Here is a 22466-nt window from a genome sequence, read left to right as displayed (position 1 = left end):
AATTTTTTTGGGCAGGTTAAGCCTGGTACCGACTTAGCCTATTTTCCAGCCGGGGGGCCATTTTTTCAGGAGATTCTGCTGTCCCGTTGCGCTGCCATTTACCACCAGGCGTGGAAATGGTGCACTGGCCCAATGCCGTGGCCCACCTCCAGAGAGTCGGCCTGCGCCAGGGCCGCCGACAGCCAGGCCTTCGCCTCGGCGACGGTGGCCGCCCAGTCCGCATGACGCGGGCGAAGCGCCGCCAGCGCCGCAGAGAGCGTGCAGCCGGTGCCGTGGGTATTTTTAGTCTGTACCCGCGGCGTGGTAAACCGCTGTTCCCCTTCACGGGTGAAGAGCCAGTCCGGGCTTTCGGCATCGTCGAGATGGCCGCCCTTCATCAATACTGCGCCACAGCCCAGCGCCAGCAGCGCCCGCCCCTGCTCCAGCATCTCGCGCTCGTTGCGCGCATGGGGGGCATCGAGTAGCGCGGCCGCTTCCGGCAGATTCGGCGTGATCAGTGACACCTGCGGCAGCAATCGTTGACGCAGGGTCTCCACCGCCGAGGCCGACAGCAGCGGATCGCCGCTTTTCGCCAGCATCACCGTATCCAGCACCACGTTGGCCACCCGGTAGCGCGCCAGCCGCTCGGCCACAGCTTCCACAATATCGGTCTCCGCCAGCATGCCGATTTTGGTGGTATCGATACGCACATCGCTGAACACCGAATCGAGCTGCGCCGCCACAAAATCTGGTTCGATGCGATAGACCGACTGCACGCCGCGGGTATTCTGCGCCACCAGGGCGGTGATCACCGAGCAGCCGTAGGCGCCCAGCGCGGAGAAGGTTTTCAGATCGGCCTGGATACCGGCCCCGCCGCTGGGATCGGTGCCGGCAATAGTCAGGGCGTTGATACGTTTCATCCCTGCACCTCCTGATACAGCGCGTCGAGAAACGCCGGAATAAAGCTGCCAGGGCCTCCCTGGCGGGCGGCGATCTCCCCGGCCTGCTTCATCAGCCCGCAGGCAGCGGCTACATTTTCCAGCTGGTCTCCCGGCAGCGCCGTGCTTGCCGCCACCGCCGCCGACAGCGCGCAGCCGGTGCCCACCACCCGGGTCATCAGCGCATCGCCTCCCGCCACGCTAAGCACCCGTTCGCCGTCGGTGACGTAATCCACCTCGCCGGTAACCGCCACAATGGTGGTCAACTGGCGGGCCAGCGCCTGGGCCGCCGGCAGCGCCGCGGCGGCCGTATCGGTGGTATCCACCCCGCGCCCACCGGCGCTCATCCCGGCCAGTGCCAGAATTTCAGAGGCATTGCCCCGAATGGCCGCCGGCTGCAGGGCCAGCAGCTCGTGACAAAAGGCCGTGCGCACGGTCAAGGCACCGACGGCCACCGGATCCAGCGTCCAGGGCTTGCCGGCCTGGCGGGCGCGTTCCACCGCGGCGCGCATCGCCACCGCGCGATCTTCGGTCAGGGTACCGACGTTAATTAACAGCGCATCGGCGATAGCGGCAAACTGCGCCGCTTCGCGGGGATCGATCACCATCGCCGGCGAGGCGCCGACGGCCAGCAGGACATTGGCGGTAAAGGTCTGCACCACGTCATTAGTCATGCAGTGCACAAGGGGGGAATGGGCGCGCAGCAGATGGCGCAGGTGCGCGACAGACGCAGGATTCAGCAATTCAGGCATGGTTTGCTCCCGCCAGACGAGGGGGAAGCAATGACCCTGCGGTCTCTGACTTCCCTACGCTGGCATTATCCAGATCAGGTGGTACGGGTATTTCTCAGCCTTCAACGAAGAAGGGCACCCCGAGTCATAAAAGCGGTACAACATTTTCAGTCAGCAGGGTACGAAATGTGGCGCGGTAACACAAGCCAACCTGATTTCTTTTCCCTTCTGTAGCCGTACTACATAAGGAGTAAAGCTCACTTTTTTTGTAAACAAAAATGGATGTTTGTTAATGCATAGTTATATTTAAAAAATCTGTAACAAACAGTCACCTGCGTTATATCGGTTAAACCGAACGAACCATGCCATTAATGAGGATTCCAATGAAATTGACCCCGATAGTTAAAGGGTTAGCGTTAGCGGGTTTGTTAAATAGTCTCGCTTTCGCCGCCTGGGCGGATACGTCAGCCAAAGAGGCGACCGAAGCGACCAAAAAAGCGAACGATGCCCTCTACAATCAACTCCCCTTCTCCGATAACACCGATTTCACCAATGCGCATAAAGGCTTTATTGCCGCCCTGCCGCCGGAGGTCATTAAAGGCGAACAAGGCAATATCATCTGGGATCCGGGTCAGTATGCCTTCATCAAAGAAGGGGAAAAAGCGCCGGAGACAGTGAACCCGAGCCTGTGGCGGCAGTCGCAGCTGATCAACATCAGCGGCCTATTTGAAGTGACCGATGGGGTCTACCAGATCCGCAACCTCGATCTCTCCAATATGACGATCATAGAGGGCAAAGAGGGGCTCACCGTCGTTGACCCGCTGGTCTCGGCAGAAACCGCCAAAGTTGGGATGGATCTCTACTACCAAAACCGCGGCAAAAAACCGGTCGTCGCGGTGATCTACACCCACAGCCACGTTGACCACTACGGCGGCGTGCGCGGCGTGGTTGATGAAGCCGACGTCAAAGCGGGCAACGTGAAAATCTACGCGCCGTCCGGCTTTATGGAAGCCGCCGTGGCGGAAAATATCATGGCCGGGAACGTCATGAGCCGCCGCGCCAGCTATATGTACGGCAACCTGCTGAAACCCGACGCCAAAGGCCAGGTGGGCGCCGGTCTGGGCACCACTACCTCTGCGGGTACCGTCACCCTGATTGCGCCAACCAACATTATTGACAAGGACGGCCAGAAAGAAGTCATCGACGGCCTGACCTACGACTTTATGCTGGCGCCGGGCTCCGAAGCACCGTCAGAAATGCTGTGGTATATCGAAGAGAAGAAACTGATCGAATCCGCAGAAGATGTCACTCATACCCTGCATAACACTTACTCGCTGCGCGGGGCGAAGATCCGTGAACCGCTGCCGTGGTCAAAATATATCAACCAGGCGATCGTTCGCTGGGGCGATAAGGCTGAGATCATTATGGCTCAGCACCACTGGCCGACCTGGGGCAACGAAAACGTGGTTAACCTGCTGAAGAGCCAGCGAGACCTGTATCGTTACATCAACGATCAGACCCTGCGGATGGCTAACGAAGGCCTGACCCGCGATGAAATCGCCGCTAACTTTACGCTGCCGGACAGCCTCGCCAACACCTGGGCTAACCGCGGCTACTACGGCTCGGTCAGTCACGATGTGAAGGCCACCTACGTGCTGTATCTCGGCTGGTTCGACGGCAACCCTGCCACCCTCGACGAACTGCCGCCGGAAGAAGCGGCGAAGAAATTCGTTGAGTACATGGGCGGCGCCGATGCCATCCTGCAGAAAGCGAAAGAGGATTACGACCAGGGTAACTACCGCTGGGTCGCCCAGGTGGTCAGCAAAATTGTCTTCGCCGATCCTAATAACCAGCAGGCGCGTAATCTGGAAGCCGATGCCCTGGAGCAGCTAGGCTATCAGGCGGAATCCGGCCCGTGGCGTAACTTCTACCTCACCGGCGCCCAGGAGCTGCGTAACGGTGTGGTGAAAGGCCCGACCCCGAATACCGCCAGCCCGGACACCGTCCGCGCCATGACCCCGGAAATGTTCTTTGATTACCTGGCGGTGCATATCAATGGCGAGAAAGCAGGTAACGCGAAGTCGGTGTTCAATATCGATCTGGGCAGTGACGGCGGCAAATATAAGCTGGAGCTGGAAAACGGCGTGCTGAACCACACCGCGAATGCGCAAGCGAAAGAGGCCGATACCACCCTGACGCTGGATCGCGCCACCCTGAATAAAATCATTCTCAAAGAAGAGACTCTGAAGCAGGCGGAAGAGAAAGGGGAAGTTAAAATCAGCGGTAACGGCGCTAAACTCGATGAAATGCTGGGCTATATGGACCCGTTTGACTTCTGGTTTAACATTGTAACGCCGTAATGATTCGCTGACTGGCGTCGTGGGTAGCAGGGCGGAGAATGCCGCCTTGTTACCTTCTCAGCGACGTTTAGTACTCTGCAGGCAGCGGTCGATCGATAGAGACAAGCTTGCCGCGTTTCATGGTGATGTATCCTCCCGCCTTTAAGTCCGCCAGCACGCGAAACACATGGGTGCGTGAAAGATTGGTACGCCTGATGATAAATAACGCCAGCCCCTCATTTTCCCCCTCATGCGTATGCTGTCGATACAGATAGCGATACAGCATGGGGCGAATCGTCTGATAGCTGGTGACCTGGCGGCGTTCATTGTGCAGATCGATGGTAAAGATACTCATGAACACCAGCACTTTCGCCAGCGCCTCAACGCGCTGTGGGTGATTGGCAATAAACAGCCGATCGAAGGTCGCGTAGGTAATTTTACGCAGCGTCACCGGAGCGCTGCCGGTATATTCAAATTTCGCCAGCGGGCAATACCGCTCCATCAGGCCAATTGGCATATGCTCAATGGAATTACCAATACTCAAGCCATCATCCGGCATTAATATTGATAACGAACCCTCGGTACAAAAATAAATATAACCCAACTCCGGGCGCCATTTTTTATTGGCGGTAAGAATAATCTCTTCACCTTCCGTAACGATGTCGGCAAAAAAGTCGGCGATGGCTAACGTTTTATAATAACTATGTATTTCCTGAAAATTCATCCTCTGCCCTCGCCTTTGCCGTTAGCAACAGTATAGCAGTCCTCCTCCGGCAAAGACGAGCGGATCCTTAAGCGACCACGCGCCAGTCCCATATGGGACTATTCAGCGCAATATTTGTCTTTAGAATAAACCACAAGCCATTCATTTTAAAAACGGGAAATATTGCTTTTATTTCCGCGGAATAAATTACCTGAGAGATAGTAATGAAATTAAATCAGATAGCCAAAAACCTGGCCCTGGCCGGAATGTTATCCTCTTTATCAATCACCGCCTTCGCCGCCGCGCCACAACAGGATGCCACACCGGCCACGCGTGAGGCGAACCAGGCGCTATACCGCAAACTGCCGTTCGCGGATAAAACCGACTTTAATAATGCCCATCAGGGTTTTATTGCCCCTCTGCCGTCGACGATGCTCAAAGGCGCACAGGGAAATATTATCTGGGATCCCGCCAAATATAATTTTGTTAAAGAAGGTGAAAAGGCACCAGACACCGTCAATCCCAGCCTGTGGCGACAGTCGCAATTGCTCAACATCGGCGGCTTATTCAAAGTCACCGACGGCGTTTACCAGATCCGTAATCTCGATCTTTCCAATATGACGATTATCGAAGGTAAAACCGGGATTACGGTCATCGACCCGTTGCTGAGCGCCGAACCGGCTAAAGAGGCGCTGGCGCTGTATTTTGCCCACCGGCCGAAAAAACCGGTGGTGGCGGTGCTGTTTACCCACAGCCATGTGGACCACTACGGCGGTATCCGCGGCGTAGTCAATGAAGCCGACGTGAAAGCCGGTAAAGTGAAGATTTACGCCCCCGCGGGCTTTATGGAGGAAGCGGTTTCCGAGAACATCATGGCCGGTACTGCGATGAGCCGCCGCGCCAGCTATATGTACGGTAACCTGCTGAAGCCGGACGCCAAGGGCCAGGTCGGCGCTGGCCTCGGCACCACCACCTCGGCAGGAACCGTTACGCTGATCCCGCCGACCCATTACATTACCCATACCGGTCAGCAGGAGGTGATCGACGGCCTGACCTATGACTTTATGATGGCGCCGGGCTCGGAAGCGCCGTCGGAAATGCTGTGGTATGTCAAAGAGAAGAAAATGATCGAGGCGGCAGAGGATGTGACCCATACCCTGCACAACACCTACTCGCTGCGCGGCGCCAAAATCCGCGATCCGCTGGCGTGGTCGAAATACATCAACGCCGCCATCGACCGCTGGGGCAACGAGGCGGAAGTGATTATCGCTCAGCACCACTGGCCGACCTGGGGGAACGATAATATCGTTAAGCTGATGAAAGGTCAGCGCGATATGTATCGCTATATCAACGACCAGACTCTGCGGATGGCGAACTTAGGCATGACCCGCGATGAGATCGCCGCCAGCTTCAGGCTGCCGGACTCCCTGGAGAAACAGTGGTCGAGCCGCGGCTACTACGGTTCCGTTAGCCACGATGTAAAAGCGACCTACGTCTTCTATCTCGGCTGGTTTGATGGCAACCCGGCCACCCTCGACGAGCTGCCGCCAGAACAGGCGGCGAAGAAGTTCGTGGAATATATGGGCGGCGCTGATGCGATCATGCAGAAAGCCAAAGCCGACTACCAGCAGGGGAACTACCGCTGGGTGGCCCAGGTGACCAGCAAAATCGTCTTCGCCGATCCGCACAATCAGCAGGCGCGCGATCTGGAAGCCGACGCCCTTGAGCAGCTCGGCTATCAGGCGGAAGCCGGTACCTGGCGCAACTTCTACCTCACCGGCGCCCAGGAGCTGCGTAACGGCGTGCAGAAACTGCCGACGCCAAACACCGCCAGCCCGGATACCGTGCGGGCGATGACGCCAGAAATGTTCTTCGATTACCTCGCGGTGCATATCAATGGCGAAAAAGCCGGGGCGGCGAAAGCGGTCTTCAACATCGACCTGGGCAAAGACGGCGGCAAGTACAAACTGGAGCTGGAAAACGGTGTGTTAAACCATACCGCCAATGCGGTGGCGGACAATGCCGATGCCAGCATCGCCCTGAGTCGCGATGCCCTGAATAAGATTATCCTCAAGCAGGAAACCCTGAAGCAGGCTGAGGCTCAGGGCGAGGTCAAGATTAGCGGTAATGGCGCTAAGCTCGACGAGATGCTGAGCTATATGGACACCTTTGCCTTCTGGTTCAATATCGTCACACCGTAAGCGTTTGACGCTGACATCCCCCGTCGCCGGTCTGGTCGCGGGGGATTTTTTTGCCACCGCTCAACGCACAAAAAGAGGCGGTTCGCCTACCTGCCCTGGCGCAATTCGGCCTGCAGCAGGGAAAAACAGGCTTCAATGAGCGGCGGCAGGGCCTGCGGCCCGCGCATCAGCGCCACCGTACGGGTCAGCGCTGGCTGCTGCAGGTGAACGACCTTTAGCGCCGGGTCCTGCAGATGGGTGGTGTACAGCTCTGGCAGGATCGCCACCGCCAGACGCGAGCGCACCAGGCCATACAGGGTTTCGATATAGTCCACCTGGTAGCGTGTGGTCAGCGTCAGGCGATGGCTTTCCACTAATGCCGCCACCAGCCGCTGAATATTACCTTTCGAGAACACGGCCATATCCCGCCCCACCAGCTGTTTCCACGGCAAGTGCGCCTGCGCGGCCAGCGGATCGTCACGGTGCAGCACCGCCACGAAGGGATCTTCGCGCAGCGGATAGACCAGCAGTTCAGCGGGCAGTGAGCTGTCGATCGCCCCGATGCCGCAATCAATCTCGCCGCGCTGCAGCGCCTGGATAAGCGCATCGTTGGTCTGATCGTGAAATTCGATACGCAGACGCGGAAAGGCCTGGGCCAGAGTCTGCGGCAGCAGCGGAAACAGCAGCGAACTGACCGACGGCACCAGACCGATGCGCACCGTCCCGTCGCCGCCCGCCTCGACGATCTGCTGCATATCGAAAAAGGCTGCCTGCGCCACGCTGAGGATCCGTTGAGCGTGGGGTAAAATCGCCGCCCCCAGTTCAGTCAGGGTGACCGCCGAAGCGGTACGGTTGACCAGCTTGCCGCCGAGCACCGTTTCAATCTGCCGCAGGGCGCTGCTCAGCGCCGGCTGGCTAATCGCCAGCCGACTGGCGGTATCGGTGAAGTGGCGCAGCTGGGCCAGGGTGACGAAATACTGAAGCTGTTTAAGAGAGAGCGCGGGCAGACGCTGCCAGGGTTCGTTCATCATCGGGTTCGCTACGCTGGTCCTGCACAATAACCCGAGCTTATCGGGTGATAAATTTATTCATCTGGGCAAACGTTTGCTGTGCCCCTAGAGTATCCGCATTATCCTTGTGCCGGAGTGGTTATGTCCAGCAATGCTCAAGTCCGCCGTCGCGCCGTGCAGGCCGCGCGCGGCGAATCCCCGTTTGATCTGCTGCTGGTCGATGCGCAGATTGTCGATATGGCGACGGGCGAAATTCGCCCCGCTGACGTTGGTATCGTCGGCGAGATGATCGCCAGCGTCCACCCGCGCGGCAGCCGCGCCGACGCCCATGAAGTGCGTTCCCTGGCCGGCAGCTACCTGTCGCCTGGCCTGATGGACACCCATGTCCACCTCGAAAGCTCGCACCTGCCGCCGGAGCGCTACGCCGAAATCGTCCTCACCCAGGGCACCACCGCGGTGTTCTGGGATCCGCATGAGCTGGCCAACGTCCTCGGCGTCGCTGGCGTGCGCTACGCGGTGGACGCCAGCCGCCATCTGCCGCTGCAGGTGATGGTCGCCGGCCCGTCCAGCGTCCCCTCCACGCCCGGCCTCGAAATGTCCGGTGCCGATTTCGCCGGCGCGGAGATGGAAACCATGCTCGGCTGGCCGGAAGTGCGCGGTGTGGCGGAAGTGATGGATATGCACGGCGTGTTGCACGGTAGCGAGCGGATGCAGGAGATTGTCCAGGCCGGTCTTAACAGCGGCAAACTGATTGAAGGCCACGCCCGCGGCCTGAGCGGCGCTGACCTGCAGGCGTACCTCGCCGCCGGCGTCACCTCCGATCATGAACTGACCTCGGCGGACGATGCGCTGGAAAAACTGCGCGCCGGGCTGACGATCGAGATCCGCGGCTCGCACCCCTATCTGCTGCCGGATATCGTCGCGGCGTTAAACACGCTGCCGCACCTCTCCTCGCAAATCACCGTCTGCACCGATGACGTGCCGCCGGATATGCTGCTGGAGAAAGGCGGGATCATCGCCCTGCTTAATCTGCTGATCGAGCACGGTTTACCGGCGGTCGACGCCCTGCGTTTCGCCACCCTCAACGCCGCTATTCGCCTGCAGCGCCACGACCTCGGGCTGATTGCCGCCGGACGGCGCGCCGACCTGGTGGTGTTTGATTCCCTGGAGAAACTGGTGGCCCGTGAAGTCTACGTTGGAGGGGAACGGCTGGCCCATGCCGGCCGCCTGCTAAAGCCGATCGCCCCCGCGCCGGGCGTCACCCCGCCGCGCGATACCTTACAGATCGCCCCCCTGTGCGCCGATGACTTTGTTCTGCGCCTCCAGGGCATTCGCCACGGCGTCGCCCGCCTGCGCCATATCCGCGGCGCGCGCTTCACCCAGTGGGGCGAAGTGGAAGTGCAGGTTCGTGACGGAAAGGTCCAGCTGCCCGCCGGCTTCAGCCTGATCTGGGTTAAGCACCGCCATGGCCGCCACCAGGCGACGCCGCAAATCGCCCTGCTCGAAGGCTGGGGCGAGCTGCGCGGCGCCATCGCCACCAGCTACTCCCATGACTCGCACAATCTGGTGGTGCTCGGACGCGACGCTGATGATATGGCGCGGGCGGCCAACCAGCTTATCGCCTCCGGCGGCGGGATGGCGCTGGCGCAACAGGGCGAGATCCTCGCCCTTGTGGCGATGCCGATTGCCGGCATGCTGTCGGATCTTCCGGCCCCCGAGCTGGCGCGTCAGTTCCGCGCGCTGCGCGATCTGAGCAGCCAAGTCGCCGACTGGGAGCCGCCGTACCGGGTCTTCAAGGCCATTGAAGGCACCTGCCTTGCCTGTAACGCCGGGCCGCATTTAACCGATTTGGGTCTGACCGACGGCGGCAGCCGTCAGATTGTCGACCCGTTGATAGCCTGCCGGGAGATCCCGGAGCCAATCGATCACAACAATAATCCTCAGGGAGCCTGAGCATGGCCGATAACACACTTCACTCTTCCGCCCGCGCTAACTGGCTGGAGCGCCGCTTTGCGTTGCGCGCTCGCGGCGGCACGCTACGCACCGAATGCCTGGCCGGGATCACCGGCTTTCTCGCCGCCGCCTATTTACTGGTGGTCATTCCGGGACTGCTGGCGATCGGCGGGATGGACAAAGGCGCCGCCACCACCGGCACCATTCTGGTCTTCGTCGTTGGCTCATTGCTGATGGCGTTTTATGCCAACCTGCCGTTTATCGTCGGCCCGGGCATTGGCGGCTCGGTGCTGGTGGGGGTGACGCTGGCCGGTAGCGAAGGGATTGGCTGGCAGACTGGCCTCGGGATTGCCTGCTGGTCGGGGATCCTCTTCTTCCTGCTGACCCGCTTTGGCCTGCGTGAAGTGGTCACCCGCTCGGTACCGCAGTCGATCAAGCTGGGGCTGACGGCCTCCATCGGCCTGTTTGTCGCCGTCCTCGGCTTTCGCAATGCCGGGCTGGTGCTGGCCAATGCGAAAACCAACGCGCTGACGCTCGGCGACTTTCTCGCCCCTGGCGCGCTGGTGGCGCTGTGCGGCCTGTTCCTGGCGATAGCCCTGCAGGCGCGTAAGGTACCGGGCGCCATTTTGTGGGCCATTCTTTTCGCCACGCTGGTGGGCATCCCCTTCGGCGTCACCCATCTGCCGACACGTTTTATCGATGCCCCCCACTCGCTAACCCCGGTGCTGGAACAGGTTGACCTGCTGGGGGCGTTAAACATCGCCTTCCTGCCGTTCCTGTTCGTCTTTTTCGCCTCTGAGTTTTTCTCCACCATGGGGACAACGCTGGCGGTGGGCGGCGAGGCGGGGCTGCTGGATGACGAAGGCAACATGCCGCAGATTAATCGCCCGTTTATGGTCGATTCGATTGCCGCGGCGCTCGGCCCGTGGGTGGGCATCCCGGCGGCGACGGCGCTGATTGAGTCTTCGGCGGCAGCGGAAGCGGGCGGCAAAACCGGCCTCACCGCCCTGTCGGCGGCGGTAATGTTCCTGCTGATGCTGCTGTTCACGCCGGTGGCGTTGATGATCCCGAAAGAAGCCACCGCCCCGGCGCTGATCCTGATTGGCCTGAACATGTTCAGCGGCCTGCGCAAAGTGGATCTTGGCAATTTCACCGACGGGCTGCCGGTGCTGATGATGGTGATGATTACGCTTATCGCCAACAGCTTCGGCACCGGGATTGCCGGCGGGCTGCTGTTTTACATTGTGATCAAGGCTATCGCCGGCAAGTGGCGGGAAATCCCGATTGGCCTGTGGGTGCTGGCTGTCCCGCTGGTGTATTACTTCGCGACCTTAGTCAGGCATTAAGTCCTTCACAATGTGATTTCACCTCTTCATATAACAAACGCACCGCGGCAGAGAGCTGTTTGCGGTGCGGACAAATCAGATTCAACGGCACTACATCCCCCTGATAGCGCGGCAGCAGGCGCCGCAGGCGCCCCGCCCGCAGATCGTCGCTGACGTCGAGCATCGATTTATAGGCGATGCCCTCCCCGGCCACCGCCAGCCGACGGATCACCTCGGCGTCATCGCTCATCACCGTGCCGGAAACCTTCTGCTGCTGAACCACGCCGTCCAGGCTGAGCGACCAGCGGTCGAACGGCCGGCCGCGCAAAATGTAGATCAACGCATTGTGCTGGCCAAGCTCCTCGAGGGTCTGCGGCTCGCCGTGGCGGGCAATCCATTCGGGCGAGGCCACCAGCACCCGGCGATTTTCCGGCGCCACCGGCAGCGAGATAAACGAAGCATCGTCGTTATTGCCATAGCGAAAGGCGACGTCCACCGGATCTTTAAACACGTCGGTTAATTGATCGGAAAAGAGCAGCCGCAGACGCAGCGCCGGGTGGCGTTGGCGGAAATCGCGGAACAGGGTCAGGAGCAGGTTACGCCCGAGATCCGACGGCACGGCAATCTGCAACATGCCGCGAATTTCATCGTCCGGGGTCTGGATCTTCTGCAGGCCGGCCTCGAGGGTATCGAGCATCTGGGTGGCATAGGGCAGCCAGGTCTCCCCCTCCGGCGTCAGACGCAGGCTGCGCGTTGAGCGGGCAAACAGGCGAATATTGAGGATCGTCTCCAGACGTTTAATCGCCGCGCTCACCTGCGCCGGCTGCTGCCCGGCCTCGCGCGCCGCGTCGCTAAAACTGCCCAGTGCCGCGGCGCGGACAAATAAGGTCAGATCTTCCAGCCTGAACATGCCGATTCTCCCCTGCTTCAGATTGATCCCAAAATACGCATTACCGTCGCCGCAACGCAAGCGGCGCAAGACTTGCGCCGTGTTTTGCTTACACTTTTTAAAAATCCAGTGCTTGCCATTTCAGCAACGCATCAGGAATGATACGAGGCTGCTATTTTGAGTCCAGGTAATATTGAGGAAACTATGCGTAAAACAAAAATGATGCTTCTGGGCGTACTTCTTGCCACCGCTGGCGCCAGCTGGACGGCTACTGCCGCGGGGATCGATCAGTATGCGCTGAAAGAGTTCACCGCCGACTTCACCCAGTTCCACATCGGTGACACCGTTCCGCCGATGTACCTCACCCCGGAATACAACATCAAACAGTGGCAGCAGCGTAATCTGCCAGCGCCGGACGCCGGTAGCCACTGGACCTACATGGGCGGTAACTACGTGCTGATCACCGATACCGAAGGCAAAATCCTCAAAGTGTACGATGGCGAGATCTTCTATCACCGCTGATCCGCGCAACCTCCACGTGCGACCCGGCGAGCCAGCGGACTCTCCCGCGCTGCGCCAGATCTTCCTGCGGGCGCGCAGTGTGTCGTGGACCTGGCTTCCCGCCGCGGCGTGGCGGCTGGAGGATTTCGATGCCGCCACCGCGGATGAACAGCTGTGGGTGGCAGAATGCGACGGCCAGCCGGTGGGCTTTGCCGCCGTATGGACCGCCGATAATTTCCTTCACCATCTGTTTGTCGACCCCGACTGGCAGGGCAAACATATCGGCAGCGCGCTGCTGGCGCAGGTCGAACGGACCTTTACCGCCAGCGGAACGCTGAAGTGCCTGATGGAAAATAAAAACGCCCTGCGCTTCTACCAGCGTCATGGCTGGACCATCGAAGCACAGGGCGCGTCGCCCGAGGGCAGATACTGGCTGATGCGCTCGCCGCCGCCTTAAACGGCGCGGAAGGCAATCTCACCCGGGATCACTTCTCCCTGCCAGTACATCTGGGCCGCCACCCGGCCCGCCAGCTGGCGGTAGATGTCGGTAAACTCGCTGTCCGGACGCGCCACCACCGTCGGCGTGCCGTTATCCAGATCTTCCCGCAGCGTAATATGCAGCGGCAGCTGGCCCAGCAGCTGGGTGTGGTATTTCTCGGCCAGTTTTTGCGCGCCGCCGGTGCCGAAGATAGGCTCGTGGTGCCCGCAGTTGCTGCAGATATGCATGCTCATGTTTTCCACGATCCCCAGCACTGGCACTTCCACTTTCTCGAACATCACGATGCCTTTTTTGGCGTCGATCAGCGCGATATCCTGCGGCGTGGTGACCACCACCGCGCCGGTCACCGGAATGTTCTGCGCCAGGGTCAGCTGGATGTCGCCGGTGCCCGGCGGCATGTCCAGCACCAGGTAGTCGAGATCCGGCCACAGGGTCTCCTGCAACATCTGCATCAACGCCTTGCTGGCCATCGGACCACGCCAGACCATGGCGTTGTCGTCGGTCACCAGGTAGCCGATAGAGTTGGTGGCCAGGCCATACTTGATGATCGGCGCCATATGGGTGCCGTCCGGCGAAGTCGGGCGACTGTCTTCGGCGCCCAGCATGGTCGGAATCGACGGACCATAGATATCGGCATCCAGAATGCCCACCTTCGCCCCTTCCGCGGCCAGGGCCAGCGCCAGGTTTACGGCAGTAGAGGATTTACCAACGCCGCCTTTGCCGGAGCTGATGGCAATAATGTTCTTCACGCCATTAACCCCGGGCTGGTTTTTCACCCGCTTAAGCGTCGCGATGCTGTGAGTCAGCTTCCAGTCGATAGCCTTCGCCCCGGTGATGCGCAGCAGTTCGGCGCTGCACTGGGCTTTCAGCGCTTCGAAGGCGCTGCTCCAGACGAACGGCATCTGCAGCTCGATATGAACGGTATCGTCCAGCCAGGCGACATGGTGCAGCGCCTTGAGGGCGGTGAGATTATGCTTCAGGGTTGGGTGCTGGAAATTGGCCAGCGTCCCGGCGACCATCGCACGTAGGCGCTCAGGGGATTTGGCCTGGGATTGCGAATTCATCCCGACTCCTTTGTTGTTTTGAGATGCTTTCAGTAATCACAGAGTTTATCACAGCTAACGATTATCCATATATGGGCAGCCATTTATGGCGCACTCACAGCCCTTTTGATAATATCGGAAGCCCTTTTTACAACAGAAGATGTAATGCTCACTATGACTCAAGTCGCGAAGAAAATTCTGGTAACGTGCGCCCTGCCGTACGCCAACGGCTCTATCCACCTCGGCCACATGCTGGAGCACATCCAGGCTGATGTCTGGGTCCGTTACCAGCGAATGCGCGGCCACGAGGTCAACTTCATCTGCGCCGACGACGCCCATGGCACACCGATTATGCTCAAAGCACAGCAGCTCGGTATTACCCCGGAGCAGATGATTGGTGAGATGAGTCAGGAGCATCAGACCGATTTTGCCGGCTTCGACATCAGCTACGATAACTATCACTCGACGCACAGCGACGAGAACCGCGAGCTGTCGGAGCTTATCTACACCCGCCTGAAAGAGAACGGTTTTATTAAAAACCGCACCATCTCTCAGCTCTACGATCCGGAAAAAGGCATGTTCCTGCCGGACCGTTTTGTAAAAGGCACCTGTCCAAAATGTAAATCTCCGGACCAGTATGGCGATAACTGCGAAGTGTGCGGCGCGACCTACAGCCCTACCGAGCTTATCGACCCGAAATCGGTGGTCTCCGGCGCCACGCCGGTGATGCGTGACTCCGAGCACTTCTTCTTCGACCTGCCGTCGTTCAGCGAAATGCTGCAGGCGTGGACCCGCAGCGGCGCGCTGCAGGAACAGGTAGCGAACAAGATGCAGGAGTGGTTCGAATCCGGCCTGCAGCAGTGGGATATCTCTCGCGATGCGCCGTACTTCGGCTTCGAAATTCCCAACGCGCCGGGCAAATATTTCTACGTCTGGCTGGACGCGCCGATCGGCTACATGGGCTCCTTCAAGAACCTGTGCGACAAGCGCGGCGACACCACCAGCTTTGACGAATACTGGAAGAAAGACTCCACGGCCGAGCTGTACCACTTTATCGGCAAGGACATCGTCTACTTCCACAGCCTGTTCTGGCCGGCGATGCTGGAAGGCAGCAACTTCCGTAAGCCGACCAACCTGTTCGTGCACGGCTATGTGACGGTCAACGGCGCCAAGATGTCCAAGTCTCGCGGCACCTTTATCAAGGCCAGCACCTGGTTAAATCATTTCGATGCCGACAGCCTGCGCTACTACTACACCGCCAAGCTCTCCTCGCGCATCGATGACATCGACCTGAACCTGGAAGATTTCGTGCAGCGCGTGAACGCGGATATCGTCAACAAGGTGGTTAACCTCGCCTCGCGCAACGCCGGCTTTATCAGCAAGCGTTTCGACGGCGTGCTGGCCGCTGAACTGGCCGACCCGGCGCTGTACAAAACCTTCACCGACGCAGCGGAAAGCATCGGCGAAGCGTGGGACAGCCGCGAGTTCGGTAAAGCAATCCGCGAAATCATGGCCCTCGCCGACGTGGCTAACCGCTACGTCGATGAGCAGGCGCCGTGGGTGGTGGCGAAACAGGAAGGCCGCGACGCCGACCTGCAGGCCATCTGCACCATGGGGCTGAACATGTTCCGCGTGCTGATGACCTGGCTGAAGCCGGTACTGCCGCAGCTGGCGGCGCGTGCGGAAGCGTTCCTCAACAGCGAGCTGAGCTGGGACGCCATTCAGCAGCCGCTGCTGGCGCATAAGGTGAATCCGTTCAAAGCGCTGTACAACCGCATCGAGATGAAGCAGGTCGAAGCCCTGGTGGAAGCCTCTAAAGAAGAGGTGAAAGCCACCGCGGCGCCGGTCACTGGTCCGCTGGCGGACGATCCGATTCAGGAGACCATCACTTTTGACGATTTCGCCAAAGTTGACCTGCGCGTGGCGCTGATTGAAAACGCGGAATTTGTTGAAGGCTCCGACAAGCTGCTGCGCCTGACGCTGGATCTTGGCGGCGAGAAACGTAACGTCTTCTCCGGCATCCGCTCCGCTTATCCGGATCCGCAGCCGCTGATTGGCCGCCTGACGGTGATGGTCGCCAACCTGGCGCCGCGCAAAATGCGCTTCGGTATCTCGGAAGGGATGGTGATGGCCGCCGGCCCTGGCGGGAAGGATATCTTCCTGTTAAGCCCCGACGACGGCGCGAAGCCGGGTCAGCAGGTGAAATAACCAAAAAGCCGGAGATACTCTCCGGCTTTTTTTTGCCCGGCGGCGCTACGCTTGCACGGGCCTACGGGTTTTGTAGGCCGGGTAAGGCGAAGCCGCTACCCGGCTAAACATCACGGTTTCGGGTGATGCACCCGGTGGGTTAACCCACGCAGGAAATTACGCAGAAACTGATCTCCGCACTCGCGGTAGTTTTTATGCTCCGGGGCGCGCATCATGGCGGTGATCTCCGGCACCGACACGCGATATTTCTGCTCGCTCATGATCGCCTGAATATCATCCGTTTTCAGCGAGAAGGCGATCCGCAGCTTTTTCAGCACCGTGTTGTTGTTCACCCGGCGCTCCAGCGCCAGCTCCGGCGCCGAATCATCTTTGCCGCGCTTATCGTAGATAAGGCCGTTGAGGAAACCCGACAGGATAATATCCGGGCAGCGGACAAAACCCTCTTCATCCTCTTTCGTCATCCAGGTATCGACGCTGGCGGCGGTGGATTCCATATCGGCAAGCGCAAGAATGCGCACCATATCGTTATTATTGGCTTTCAGGGTGTAGCGCAGGCTACGAAGAATATCATTACTGAGCATGAGTGCCTTTTACTGTCGATGTTGCAATGGGGCGCAGTGTAGCAGTTTTACAGGCCAATCGCTTCTTTCAGGCTTTTTAAATAGCGCCGGCTCACCGGCACCGTTTGCCCGGCGCGCATCAGCAGCTCCGCCTGGCCATTCTCTTCCAGGCGAATCTCCTTCAGGTGCGCCATATTCACCAGATACTGGCGATGGCAGCGCAGCAGCGGCGTACGGCTCTCGAGGGTGCGCAAGGTCAGTTCGGTAAAGCCCTCTTTTCCCTCGCGGTCGGTCACATAGATCCCACTCATCCGGCTGCTGACGAAGGCCACATCCTCCATCTGCAGCAGCCAGATACGGCTGTGGCCGGTACAGGGTATGTATTTCAGCGTCTGCTGAGCATCATCCAGCAGCGACACATCCTGCAAATTACGCTCCTGGCGCAGGCGGGCGAGGGTTTTCTCCAGCCGCGCGGCCTCAATCGGCTTGAGCAGATAGTCAAAAGCGTGCTCCTCAAAGGCTTTCACCGCGTACTCATCAAAAGCGGTGAGAAACACGATATAGGGGCGATGCTCCGGGTCGAGCATCCCGACCATCTCCAGACCGCTGATGCGCGGCATCTGGATGTCGAGAAACAGCACGTCAGGACGCAGCTTATGGACTACGCCAATGGCCTCCACCGCGTTACCGCACTCGCCGACGATCTCGATATCGCGCTGAGTCTCCAGCAAAATACGCAGGTTTTCCCGCGCCAGCGGCTCATCGTCGACGATCAATACTCTCAGCATGCATTCTCCTCCAGGGGCAGACGTAGGGTGACACGGGTAAAGCGCTCCGGCTCGCAGGTAACGCTGATGCCGCAGTCGGCGCCAAATCGCGCCCGCAGCCGCCTGTCCACCAGATTCATCCCCAGCCCGCTGGCCTGGGGGTTAGCCCGGTACAGCCCGGCGTTATCTTCGATATCCAGCTGCAGCCAGCGATCGTCCTGGCTGGCGCGAATGGTAATTTCGCCGACGCCAAGATGTTGCGAAGTACCATGCTTAATGGCGTTTTCCACGATCGGCTGCAGGGTGAAAGCGGGCAGCTGGTGATGCGCCAGCCCCTCGGGCACCGCCATCTGGATCTGCAGGTTAGCCTGAAAGCGGGCCTTCTCAATCTGCAGATAGGCGTTAACATGCTCGATCTCATCGGCGAGAGTGACAATTTCCGTCGGCCGTTTCAGGTTCTTGCGAAAGAAGGTCGACAGATACTGCACCAGCTGGCCGGCCTGATCGCTGTCGCGGCGGATCACCGCCTTCAGGGTGTTAAGCGCGTTAAACAGGAAGTGTGGGTTGACCTGGGCGTGCAGGAGCTTGATTTCAGATTGCGTCAGCAGCGCCTTCTGCCGCTCGTACTGTCCGGCGAGGATTTGCGCCGACAGCAGCTGGGCAATCCCCTCCCCGAGGGTGCGGTTAATCGAACTGAACAGGCGATTTTTCGCCTCATACAGTTTAATGGTGCCTATCACCCGCTGGTTCTCACCGCGCAGGGGGATCACCAGCGTCGACCCCAGCTTACAGTGCGGATGAATCGAGCAGCGGTAAGGCACTTCGTTGCCGTCGGCGTAGACCACCTCCCCGGTTTCAATCGCCCGTTGCGTATACGAGGAGGAGATAGGCTTGCCCGGCAGATGGTGATCGTCGCCGATGCCGGTAAACGCCAGCAGCTTGTCGCGATCGGTGATCGCCACCGCGCCAATATCCAGCTCCTGGATCAGCACCTGGGCTACCTTCATGCTGTTCTCTTCGTTGAATCCCTGGCGCAGGATCCCCTCCGTCGATGCCGCCACCTTCAGCGCGGTGGCGGAAAAGGCGGAGGTGTACTTCTCGAACATCGCCCGTTTATCCAGCAGAATGCGCATAAACAGCGCCGCGCCGACGGTGTTGGTGACCATCATCGGCGCGGCAATGCTCTGCACCAGATGCAGGGCGTCCTGGAACGGGCGGGCAATCAGCAGAATGATCATCATCTGCACCAGCTCGGCCACAAAGGTGACCACCCCGGCGGTCAGCGGGCTAAAGACTTTGTCCGGCCGGCCGCGTTTGACCAGCACGCTGTGCACCAGCCCGCCCAGCAGCCCCTCGACGATGGTGGAGATCATGCAGCTTAAGGCGGTCATTCCCCCCAGCGAGTAGCGGTGCAGACCGCCGGTCAGCCCCACCAGCCCCCCGACCACCGGGCCGCCGAGCAGGCCCCCCATCACGGCGCCAATGGCGCGGGTGTTGGCGATGGAGTCTTCGATATGCAGACCGAAATAGGTCCCCATAATGCAGAAAATGGAGAAGGTGACGTAGCACAGCAGCTTGTGCGGCAGGCGGACGGTGACTTGCATCAGGGGGATAAACAGTCGGGTTTTGCTCATCAACCACGCGATGACCAAAAATACGCACATCTGCTGAAGCAGCAGCAACACCAGATCAAACTCGTACATACCCGCAAACCACACATTCCTGAAAGCGCGTACCATACCCTGACTGGCGAAAACTTTCTTTGAAGCCCTGCATAAAAATGAAAAATGACGGACAGGATCACACTTTTTTCCGGCGCGTTGCGCAGTAAACGCGGCAAAAACCCCGGCGCGGCGCGCTAAACCGCAATTAATGTTTCATTAACACCTGTGCTTCACCGTATAATCCCCCTGTTAACATCAGGAGCCTATTATGAAGCCAGCGAAAATCGCGGTCGTCACCCTCTTCTTACTTATGGCCATCGGCGGGATCAGCGGCGTGATGCTGGCCGGCTATTCCTTTATTGTGCGTGGCGGTGTCGGCTGATCCAGCGGGTCAGACGCTCAAACGCGCGGTCGACGATAATCGCCGCCAGCGCCACCAGCAGCGCCCCCTGTACAATATAGGCGGTATTAAAGCCGCTCAGGCCGATGATGATCGGCGTCCCGAGCGTACTGGCCCCCACCGTCGAGGCAATGGTCGCGGTACCAATATTGACGATGACCGAGGTGCGGATCCCCGCCAGTATCACCGGGGCCGCCAGTGGTAGCTCCACCTTATACAGACGCTGCCAGCCGGTCATTCCCATCCCTTCGGCCACCCCTGTCACCCCCGACGGTATCGACCCCAGCCCGGCCAGCGTCCCCTGCAACACCGGCAGTATGCCATACAGCGCAAGGGCAATCAGCGCCGGCAGCCAGCCAAATCCCAGCACCGGCACCGCCATCGCCAGCACCGCCACCGGCGGAAAGGTCTGCCCGATAGCGGCGATGGTCTCCACCAGCGGGCGAAACGCGCTGCCGGCGGGCCGGGTGACCGCCACCCCTGCCCCCAGTCCCACAGCAGTTGCCGCGAGACTGGACGCCACCACCAGCCAGCCGTGATCGAGGGTTAGCGCCCAGAAGCTCTCCTGCTGATAGACCGGCCGCGGCAGCTCCGGGAACAGCCGACTGAACAGCGGCGCGCTGTAGGGCAGCCCTACCAGCAGGCCGATAAACAGCGCGATAAGCCACCACAGCGGCTCACGAAGCGCCTTCATGGCTCGCCTCCTGGCGCAGCAGATCGGCAAAATGCAGCGTACCGCAGGGCTGCCCCTCGGCATCCACCACCGGCAGCGCCTCGCAGCGCCGGGCGACAAACTGCGACAGCGCTTCCCGCAGGGTCATGGTGACGGTCAGCCCCTCGCCCGCCAGCCGTTCGTCGGGACGCAGATAGTCCCCCACCTCGCGCAGCGACAGCAGGCGCACGCCCAGCTCGCTGCGGCCAAAAAAGGTCTGCACAAAATTATTTTTCGGCCGCAGGAGCATCTCCAGCGGCGCCCCCTGCTGGACCACCTCGCCCCCGTCCATCAGCACCAGGTGGTCCGCCAGACGCAGCGCTTCGTCAATATCATGGGTCACCAGCACAATCGTCCGCCCCAGCAGGCGGTGGATGCGCAGCATCTCCTGCTGCAGCGCCTCGCGGGTCACCGGGTCGAGGGCGCCGAAGGGCTCATCCATCAACAGCACCTCCGGATCCGCCGCCAGCGCCCGCGCCACCCCCACCCGCTGCTGCTGGCCGCCGGAGAGCTGATGCGGGTAACGGTCGCGCAGCGTCGCCTCCAGCCCTAACAACGCCATCAGCTCGTCGACCCGGTCGGCGATCCTCGCCCGGGGCCATTTTTGCAGCTGCGGCACAGTGGCGATATTCTGCGCCACCGTCCAGTGCGGAAACAGGCCGATGGACTGGATGGCATAGCCCATCCGCCGCCGCAGGGTCAGGACCGACTGCTGGCGAATATCTTCCCCGGCAAAACGAATGGTGCCCTGGTCCGGCTCCAGCAGGCGGTTGATCATCTTCAGCGTCGTCGACTTGCCCGAGCCGGAGGTCCCCACCAGCACCGAGAAAGCGCCTTCGCGCAGTTGCAGGGTCAGATCCTTCACCGCCGGATGGCCGGCAAACACTTTGCTGACCCCTTCAAACTCAATCATTGGCCTCTCCTTTCAGCCAGGCGCCCCACAGGGCGAACAGGGCATCCACCACCACCGCCAGGGCAATCGTCGGCACCACGCCCAGCAGCACCAGATCCAGCGCACTGCTCAGCAGCCCCTGAAACACCAGCGCGCCAAAGCCGCCGGCGCCGATCAGCGCGGCCACCACCGCCATGCCGACGGTTTGCACGCTGATCACCCGCAGGCTGCGCAACAGTACCGGCATCGCCAGGGGAAGCTGCACCTGACGAAAGCGCTGCCCGGCGCTCATGCCCATCGCCGTCGCGCTCTCCAGAGCATCCTGCGGCACCTGCTGCAGGCCGGTCACCACCCCGCGCACCAGCGGCAGCAGCGCATACAAAGTCAGGGCGATCAGGGCCGGCGCCACGCCGGTCCCGGAGATGCCCAGCTCGCCCAGCACCGGGAAATAGCGCGCCAGGCCGGCAAGTGGCGCAATCAGCAGGCCGAACAGCGCCACCGACGGGATAGTCTGGATCACATTGAGCACGGTAAAGGCCGGCGCCTGCCAGCGCGGACGTCGCCACAGCCATACCCCCAGCGGCAGGCCAATGAGCAGGCCCGGCAGCAGGGTGCCGAACAGCAGAAGCAGATGCTGGCGCAGGGCGTCGTCAAATACCTCCTGACGGTTGGCATACTCCTTCAGCAGAGAGAGCTGATCGAGCGCCCCGGTAGCAAGCAGGATGATGGGCAACAGCCAGACTTGCGCATTAAGCAGCCAGCGCCACAGCGGCCGGACGGTAAGATGACGGATGGCCTCGCTGGTCAGCAGCAGACAAAGCGCCAGCGACAGCCACAGGCCGCTGCCGGGCGAGGTGCGCGCCAGCGGCGAGCCATGCCGGGAGAGCTCAAGCGCCGCCTGGCCGCTGCCCCAGATAAGCAGCGGGAAGAGCAGTTCGGCCAGCAGCAGGTGAAGAAGCGGCGCGACCCTGCCAGGCCGCCAGCAAAGCAGCATCCCGACAAGGGCTGCCGCCAGCTGAACGCCGGCGAGCCAGGGCATCACCAGCCACAGCCCACGCCCTTCGCCGGAGAGTAAGCGATTCGGCGCGTAAGTGATAAACGGCAGCGCCAGCGTAACCAGCAACAGACCTGTCAGCAGCAGGCCGACGCGGTGAGTACAACGAATGGTCACCG

The 22466-nt window shown here is 60.4% G+C and carries 20 protein-coding genes and 1 riboswitch; of the genes, 8 read left to right on the top strand and 12 right to left on the bottom strand.

Annotation, left to right across the window (positions count from 1 at the left end):
• Positions 1-98 precede the first annotated feature (98 nt).
• Positions 99-899, bottom strand: a complete 801-nt coding sequence (thiD, locus tag B8P98_RS09145) for a bifunctional hydroxymethylpyrimidine kinase/phosphomethylpyrimidine kinase (protein WP_080897457.1) — start codon at positions 897-899, stop codon at positions 99-101.
• On the bottom strand, positions 896-1669 hold the full coding sequence (thiM, locus tag B8P98_RS09140) for a hydroxyethylthiazole kinase (protein WP_080897456.1): 774 nt from the start codon (positions 1667-1669) through the stop codon (positions 896-898). The genes thiD and thiM overlap by 4 nt, the downstream gene beginning before the upstream one ends.
• A gap of 34 nt (positions 1670-1703) precedes the next feature.
• Positions 1704-1801: riboswitch (TPP riboswitch) on the bottom strand.
• A gap of 230 nt (positions 1802-2031) precedes the next feature.
• Here thiM and B8P98_RS09135 point away from each other — a divergent pair.
• A complete protein-coding gene (locus tag B8P98_RS09135) occupies positions 2032-4008 on the top strand; it encodes an alkyl/aryl-sulfatase (RefSeq protein WP_095032893.1) in 1977 nt (658 codons plus the stop codon).
• A 67-nt stretch (positions 4009-4075) separates the two neighbouring features.
• Here B8P98_RS09135 and B8P98_RS09130 read toward each other — a convergent pair whose 3' ends face one another.
• Positions 4076-4711: a helix-turn-helix domain-containing protein gene (locus B8P98_RS09130; protein ID WP_025713086.1), complete on the bottom strand. Its 636-nt coding sequence runs from the start codon at positions 4709-4711 to the stop codon at positions 4076-4078.
• Between the two features lie 203 nt (positions 4712-4914).
• Here B8P98_RS09130 and B8P98_RS09125 point away from each other — a divergent pair, with 203 nt between their 5' ends.
• Positions 4915-6891, top strand: coding sequence for an alkyl/aryl-sulfatase (locus B8P98_RS09125; protein WP_025713087.1), 1977 nt, complete (start codon positions 4915-4917; stop codon positions 6889-6891).
• A gap of 86 nt (positions 6892-6977) precedes the next feature.
• Here the strand turns inward: B8P98_RS09125 and B8P98_RS09120 are convergent, their stop codons facing one another.
• Entirely contained in the window at positions 6978-7901 is a 924-nt protein-coding gene (locus B8P98_RS09120; protein WP_117125817.1) for a LysR family transcriptional regulator, read from the bottom strand.
• A gap of 120 nt (positions 7902-8021) precedes the next feature.
• Between B8P98_RS09120 and B8P98_RS09115 the strand changes: the two genes are divergently transcribed.
• Together B8P98_RS09115 and B8P98_RS09110 are read left to right on the top strand one after the other, a co-directional pair.
• Positions 8022-9833 carry an adenine deaminase gene (locus B8P98_RS09115; RefSeq protein ID WP_095032892.1) on the top strand — a complete coding sequence of 604 codons (1812 nt, stop codon included), beginning with the start codon at positions 8022-8024 and terminating at the stop codon, positions 9831-9833.
• 2 nt (positions 9834-9835) lie between these two features.
• A complete protein-coding gene (locus tag B8P98_RS09110; RefSeq protein WP_080897451.1) occupies positions 9836-11179 on the top strand; it encodes an NCS2 family permease in 1344 nt (447 codons plus the stop codon).
• Here the strand turns inward: B8P98_RS09110 and B8P98_RS09105 are convergent.
• On the bottom strand, positions 11169-12068 hold the full coding sequence (locus tag B8P98_RS09105; protein WP_080897450.1) for a LysR family transcriptional regulator: 900 nt from the start codon (positions 12066-12068) through the stop codon (positions 11169-11171). The two genes, B8P98_RS09110 and B8P98_RS09105, sit on opposite strands and share 11 nt — an antisense overlap.
• 183 nt (positions 12069-12251) lie before the next feature.
• Between B8P98_RS09105 and B8P98_RS09100 the strand changes: the two genes are divergently transcribed.
• Together B8P98_RS09100 and B8P98_RS09095 are read left to right on the top strand one after the other, a co-directional pair.
• Positions 12252-12569, top strand: coding sequence for an RcnB family protein (locus tag B8P98_RS09100; RefSeq protein WP_025713092.1), 318 nt, complete (start codon positions 12252-12254; stop codon positions 12567-12569).
• Complete coding sequence (locus B8P98_RS09095; protein WP_025713093.1) at positions 12544-13005, top strand: GNAT family N-acetyltransferase; 462 nt, start codon at positions 12544-12546, stop codon at positions 13003-13005. Before B8P98_RS09100 ends, B8P98_RS09095 begins: the two co-directional genes overlap by 26 nt.
• Here the strand turns inward: B8P98_RS09095 and apbC are convergent.
• The gene (apbC, locus tag B8P98_RS09090) at positions 13002-14111 is read right to left on the bottom strand and encodes an iron-sulfur cluster carrier protein ApbC (protein WP_025713094.1); all 1110 of its coding nucleotides are present in this window, start codon (positions 14109-14111) and stop codon (positions 13002-13004) included. The genes B8P98_RS09095 and apbC overlap by 4 nt on opposite strands.
• 153 nt (positions 14112-14264) lie before the next feature.
• Between apbC and metG the strand changes: the two genes are divergently transcribed.
• On the top strand, positions 14265-16298 hold the full coding sequence (gene metG / locus B8P98_RS09085) for a methionine--tRNA ligase (protein WP_002912753.1): 2034 nt from the start codon (positions 14265-14267) through the stop codon (positions 16296-16298).
• A gap of 110 nt (positions 16299-16408) precedes the next feature.
• Here metG and B8P98_RS09080 read toward each other — a convergent pair whose 3' ends face one another.
• The 3 genes from B8P98_RS09080 to B8P98_RS09070 are packed head-to-tail and all read right to left on the bottom strand — an operon-like array spanning position 16409 to position 19328.
• Positions 16409-16879, bottom strand: a complete 471-nt coding sequence (locus B8P98_RS09080) for a YehS family protein (protein ID WP_080897446.1) — start codon at positions 16877-16879, stop codon at positions 16409-16411.
• A 47-nt stretch (positions 16880-16926) separates the two neighbouring features.
• On the bottom strand, positions 16927-17646 hold the full coding sequence (gene btsR / locus B8P98_RS09075; protein ID WP_080897445.1) for a two-component system response regulator BtsR: 720 nt from the start codon (positions 17644-17646) through the stop codon (positions 16927-16929).
• Positions 17640-19328 (bottom strand): sensor histidine kinase, encoded by a 1689-nt coding sequence (locus tag B8P98_RS09070; RefSeq protein ID WP_025713098.1) that lies wholly within the window; start codon positions 19326-19328, stop codon positions 17640-17642. The genes btsR and B8P98_RS09070 overlap by 7 nt, the downstream gene beginning before the upstream one ends.
• A 229-nt stretch (positions 19329-19557) precedes the next feature.
• Between B8P98_RS09070 and B8P98_RS09065 the strand changes: the two genes are divergently transcribed.
• Positions 19558-19671, top strand: a complete 114-nt coding sequence (locus B8P98_RS09065; protein ID WP_002912762.1) for a protein YohO — start codon at positions 19558-19560, stop codon at positions 19669-19671.
• Here the strand turns inward: B8P98_RS09065 and B8P98_RS09060 are convergent.
• From B8P98_RS09060 to B8P98_RS09050, 3 genes are read right to left on the bottom strand one after another with little or no spacing between them, the layout of a single operon-like run.
• Positions 19646-20383 carry an ABC transporter permease gene (locus B8P98_RS09060; protein ID WP_080924819.1) on the bottom strand — a complete coding sequence of 246 codons (738 nt, stop codon included), beginning with the start codon at positions 20381-20383 and terminating at the stop codon, positions 19646-19648. The two genes, B8P98_RS09065 and B8P98_RS09060, sit on opposite strands and share 26 nt — an antisense overlap.
• Positions 20367-21314: an ABC transporter ATP-binding protein gene (locus tag B8P98_RS09055; RefSeq protein ID WP_095032891.1), complete on the bottom strand. Its 948-nt coding sequence runs from the start codon at positions 21312-21314 to the stop codon at positions 20367-20369. Before B8P98_RS09055 ends, B8P98_RS09060 begins: the two co-directional genes overlap by 17 nt.
• The gene (locus B8P98_RS09050; RefSeq protein ID WP_025713101.1) at positions 21307-22464 is read right to left on the bottom strand and encodes an ABC transporter permease; all 1158 of its coding nucleotides are present in this window, start codon (positions 22462-22464) and stop codon (positions 21307-21309) included. Before B8P98_RS09050 ends, B8P98_RS09055 begins: the two co-directional genes overlap by 8 nt.
• Positions 22465-22466: the final 2 nt, after the last annotated feature.

It is taken from the genome of Klebsiella quasivariicola (genome assembly GCF_002269255.1).
GTDB classification, from domain to species: domain Bacteria; phylum Pseudomonadota; class Gammaproteobacteria; order Enterobacterales; family Enterobacteriaceae; genus Klebsiella; species Klebsiella quasivariicola.
The sequence above is the reverse complement of the archived record's forward strand: the minus strand, read 5'-3'. Positions and strand labels throughout refer to the sequence as shown.

What these genes read in the sequence shown, in the direction of transcription:
- B8P98_RS09080 (WP_080897446.1), bottom strand. Translation starts at nt 16,879, where the DNA reads ATGCTCAGTAATGATATTCTTCGTAGCCTGCGCTACACCCTGAAAGCC.
- B8P98_RS09065 (WP_002912762.1), top strand. Translation starts at nt 19,558, where the DNA reads ATGAAGCCAGCGAAAATCGCGGTCGTCACCCTCTTCTTACTTATGGCC.
- B8P98_RS09100 (WP_025713092.1), top strand. Translation starts at nt 12,252, where the DNA reads ATGCGTAAAACAAAAATGATGCTTCTGGGCGTACTTCTTGCCACCGCT.
- B8P98_RS09125 (WP_025713087.1), top strand. Translation starts at nt 4,915, where the DNA reads ATGAAATTAAATCAGATAGCCAAAAACCTGGCCCTGGCCGGAATGTTA.
- metG (WP_002912753.1), top strand. Translation starts at nt 14,265, where the DNA reads ATGACTCAAGTCGCGAAGAAAATTCTGGTAACGTGCGCCCTGCCGTAC.
- B8P98_RS09105 (WP_080897450.1), bottom strand. Translation starts at nt 12,068, where the DNA reads ATGTTCAGGCTGGAAGATCTGACCTTATTTGTCCGCGCCGCGGCACTG.
- B8P98_RS09135 (WP_095032893.1), top strand. Translation starts at nt 2,032, where the DNA reads ATGAAATTGACCCCGATAGTTAAAGGGTTAGCGTTAGCGGGTTTGTTA.
- btsR (WP_080897445.1), bottom strand. Translation starts at nt 17,646, where the DNA reads ATGCTGAGAGTATTGATCGTCGACGATGAGCCGCTGGCGCGGGAAAAC.
- apbC (WP_025713094.1), bottom strand. Translation starts at nt 14,111, where the DNA reads ATGAATTCGCAATCCCAGGCCAAATCCCCTGAGCGCCTACGTGCGATG.
- B8P98_RS09060 (WP_080924819.1), bottom strand. Translation starts at nt 20,383, where the DNA reads ATGAAGGCGCTTCGTGAGCCGCTGTGGTGGCTTATCGCGCTGTTTATC.
- B8P98_RS09115 (WP_095032892.1), top strand. Translation starts at nt 8,022, where the DNA reads ATGTCCAGCAATGCTCAAGTCCGCCGTCGCGCCGTGCAGGCCGCGCGC.
- thiM (WP_080897456.1), bottom strand. Translation starts at nt 1,669, where the DNA reads ATGCCTGAATTGCTGAATCCTGCGTCTGTCGCGCACCTGCGCCATCTG.
- B8P98_RS09120 (WP_117125817.1), bottom strand. Translation starts at nt 7,901, where the DNA reads ATGATGAACGAACCCTGGCAGCGTCTGCCCGCGCTCTCTCTTAAACAG.
- B8P98_RS09130 (WP_025713086.1), bottom strand. Translation starts at nt 4,711, where the DNA reads ATGAATTTTCAGGAAATACATAGTTATTATAAAACGTTAGCCATCGCC.
- thiD (WP_080897457.1), bottom strand. Translation starts at nt 899, where the DNA reads ATGAAACGTATCAACGCCCTGACTATTGCCGGCACCGATCCCAGCGGC.
- B8P98_RS09095 (WP_025713093.1), top strand. Translation starts at nt 12,544, where the DNA reads ATGGCGAGATCTTCTATCACCGCTGATCCGCGCAACCTCCACGTGCGA.
- B8P98_RS09055 (WP_095032891.1), bottom strand. Translation starts at nt 21,314, where the DNA reads ATGATTGAGTTTGAAGGGGTCAGCAAAGTGTTTGCCGGCCATCCGGCG.
- B8P98_RS09070 (WP_025713098.1), bottom strand. Translation starts at nt 19,328, where the DNA reads ATGTACGAGTTTGATCTGGTGTTGCTGCTGCTTCAGCAGATGTGCGTA.
- B8P98_RS09110 (WP_080897451.1), top strand. Translation starts at nt 9,836, where the DNA reads ATGGCCGATAACACACTTCACTCTTCCGCCCGCGCTAACTGGCTGGAG.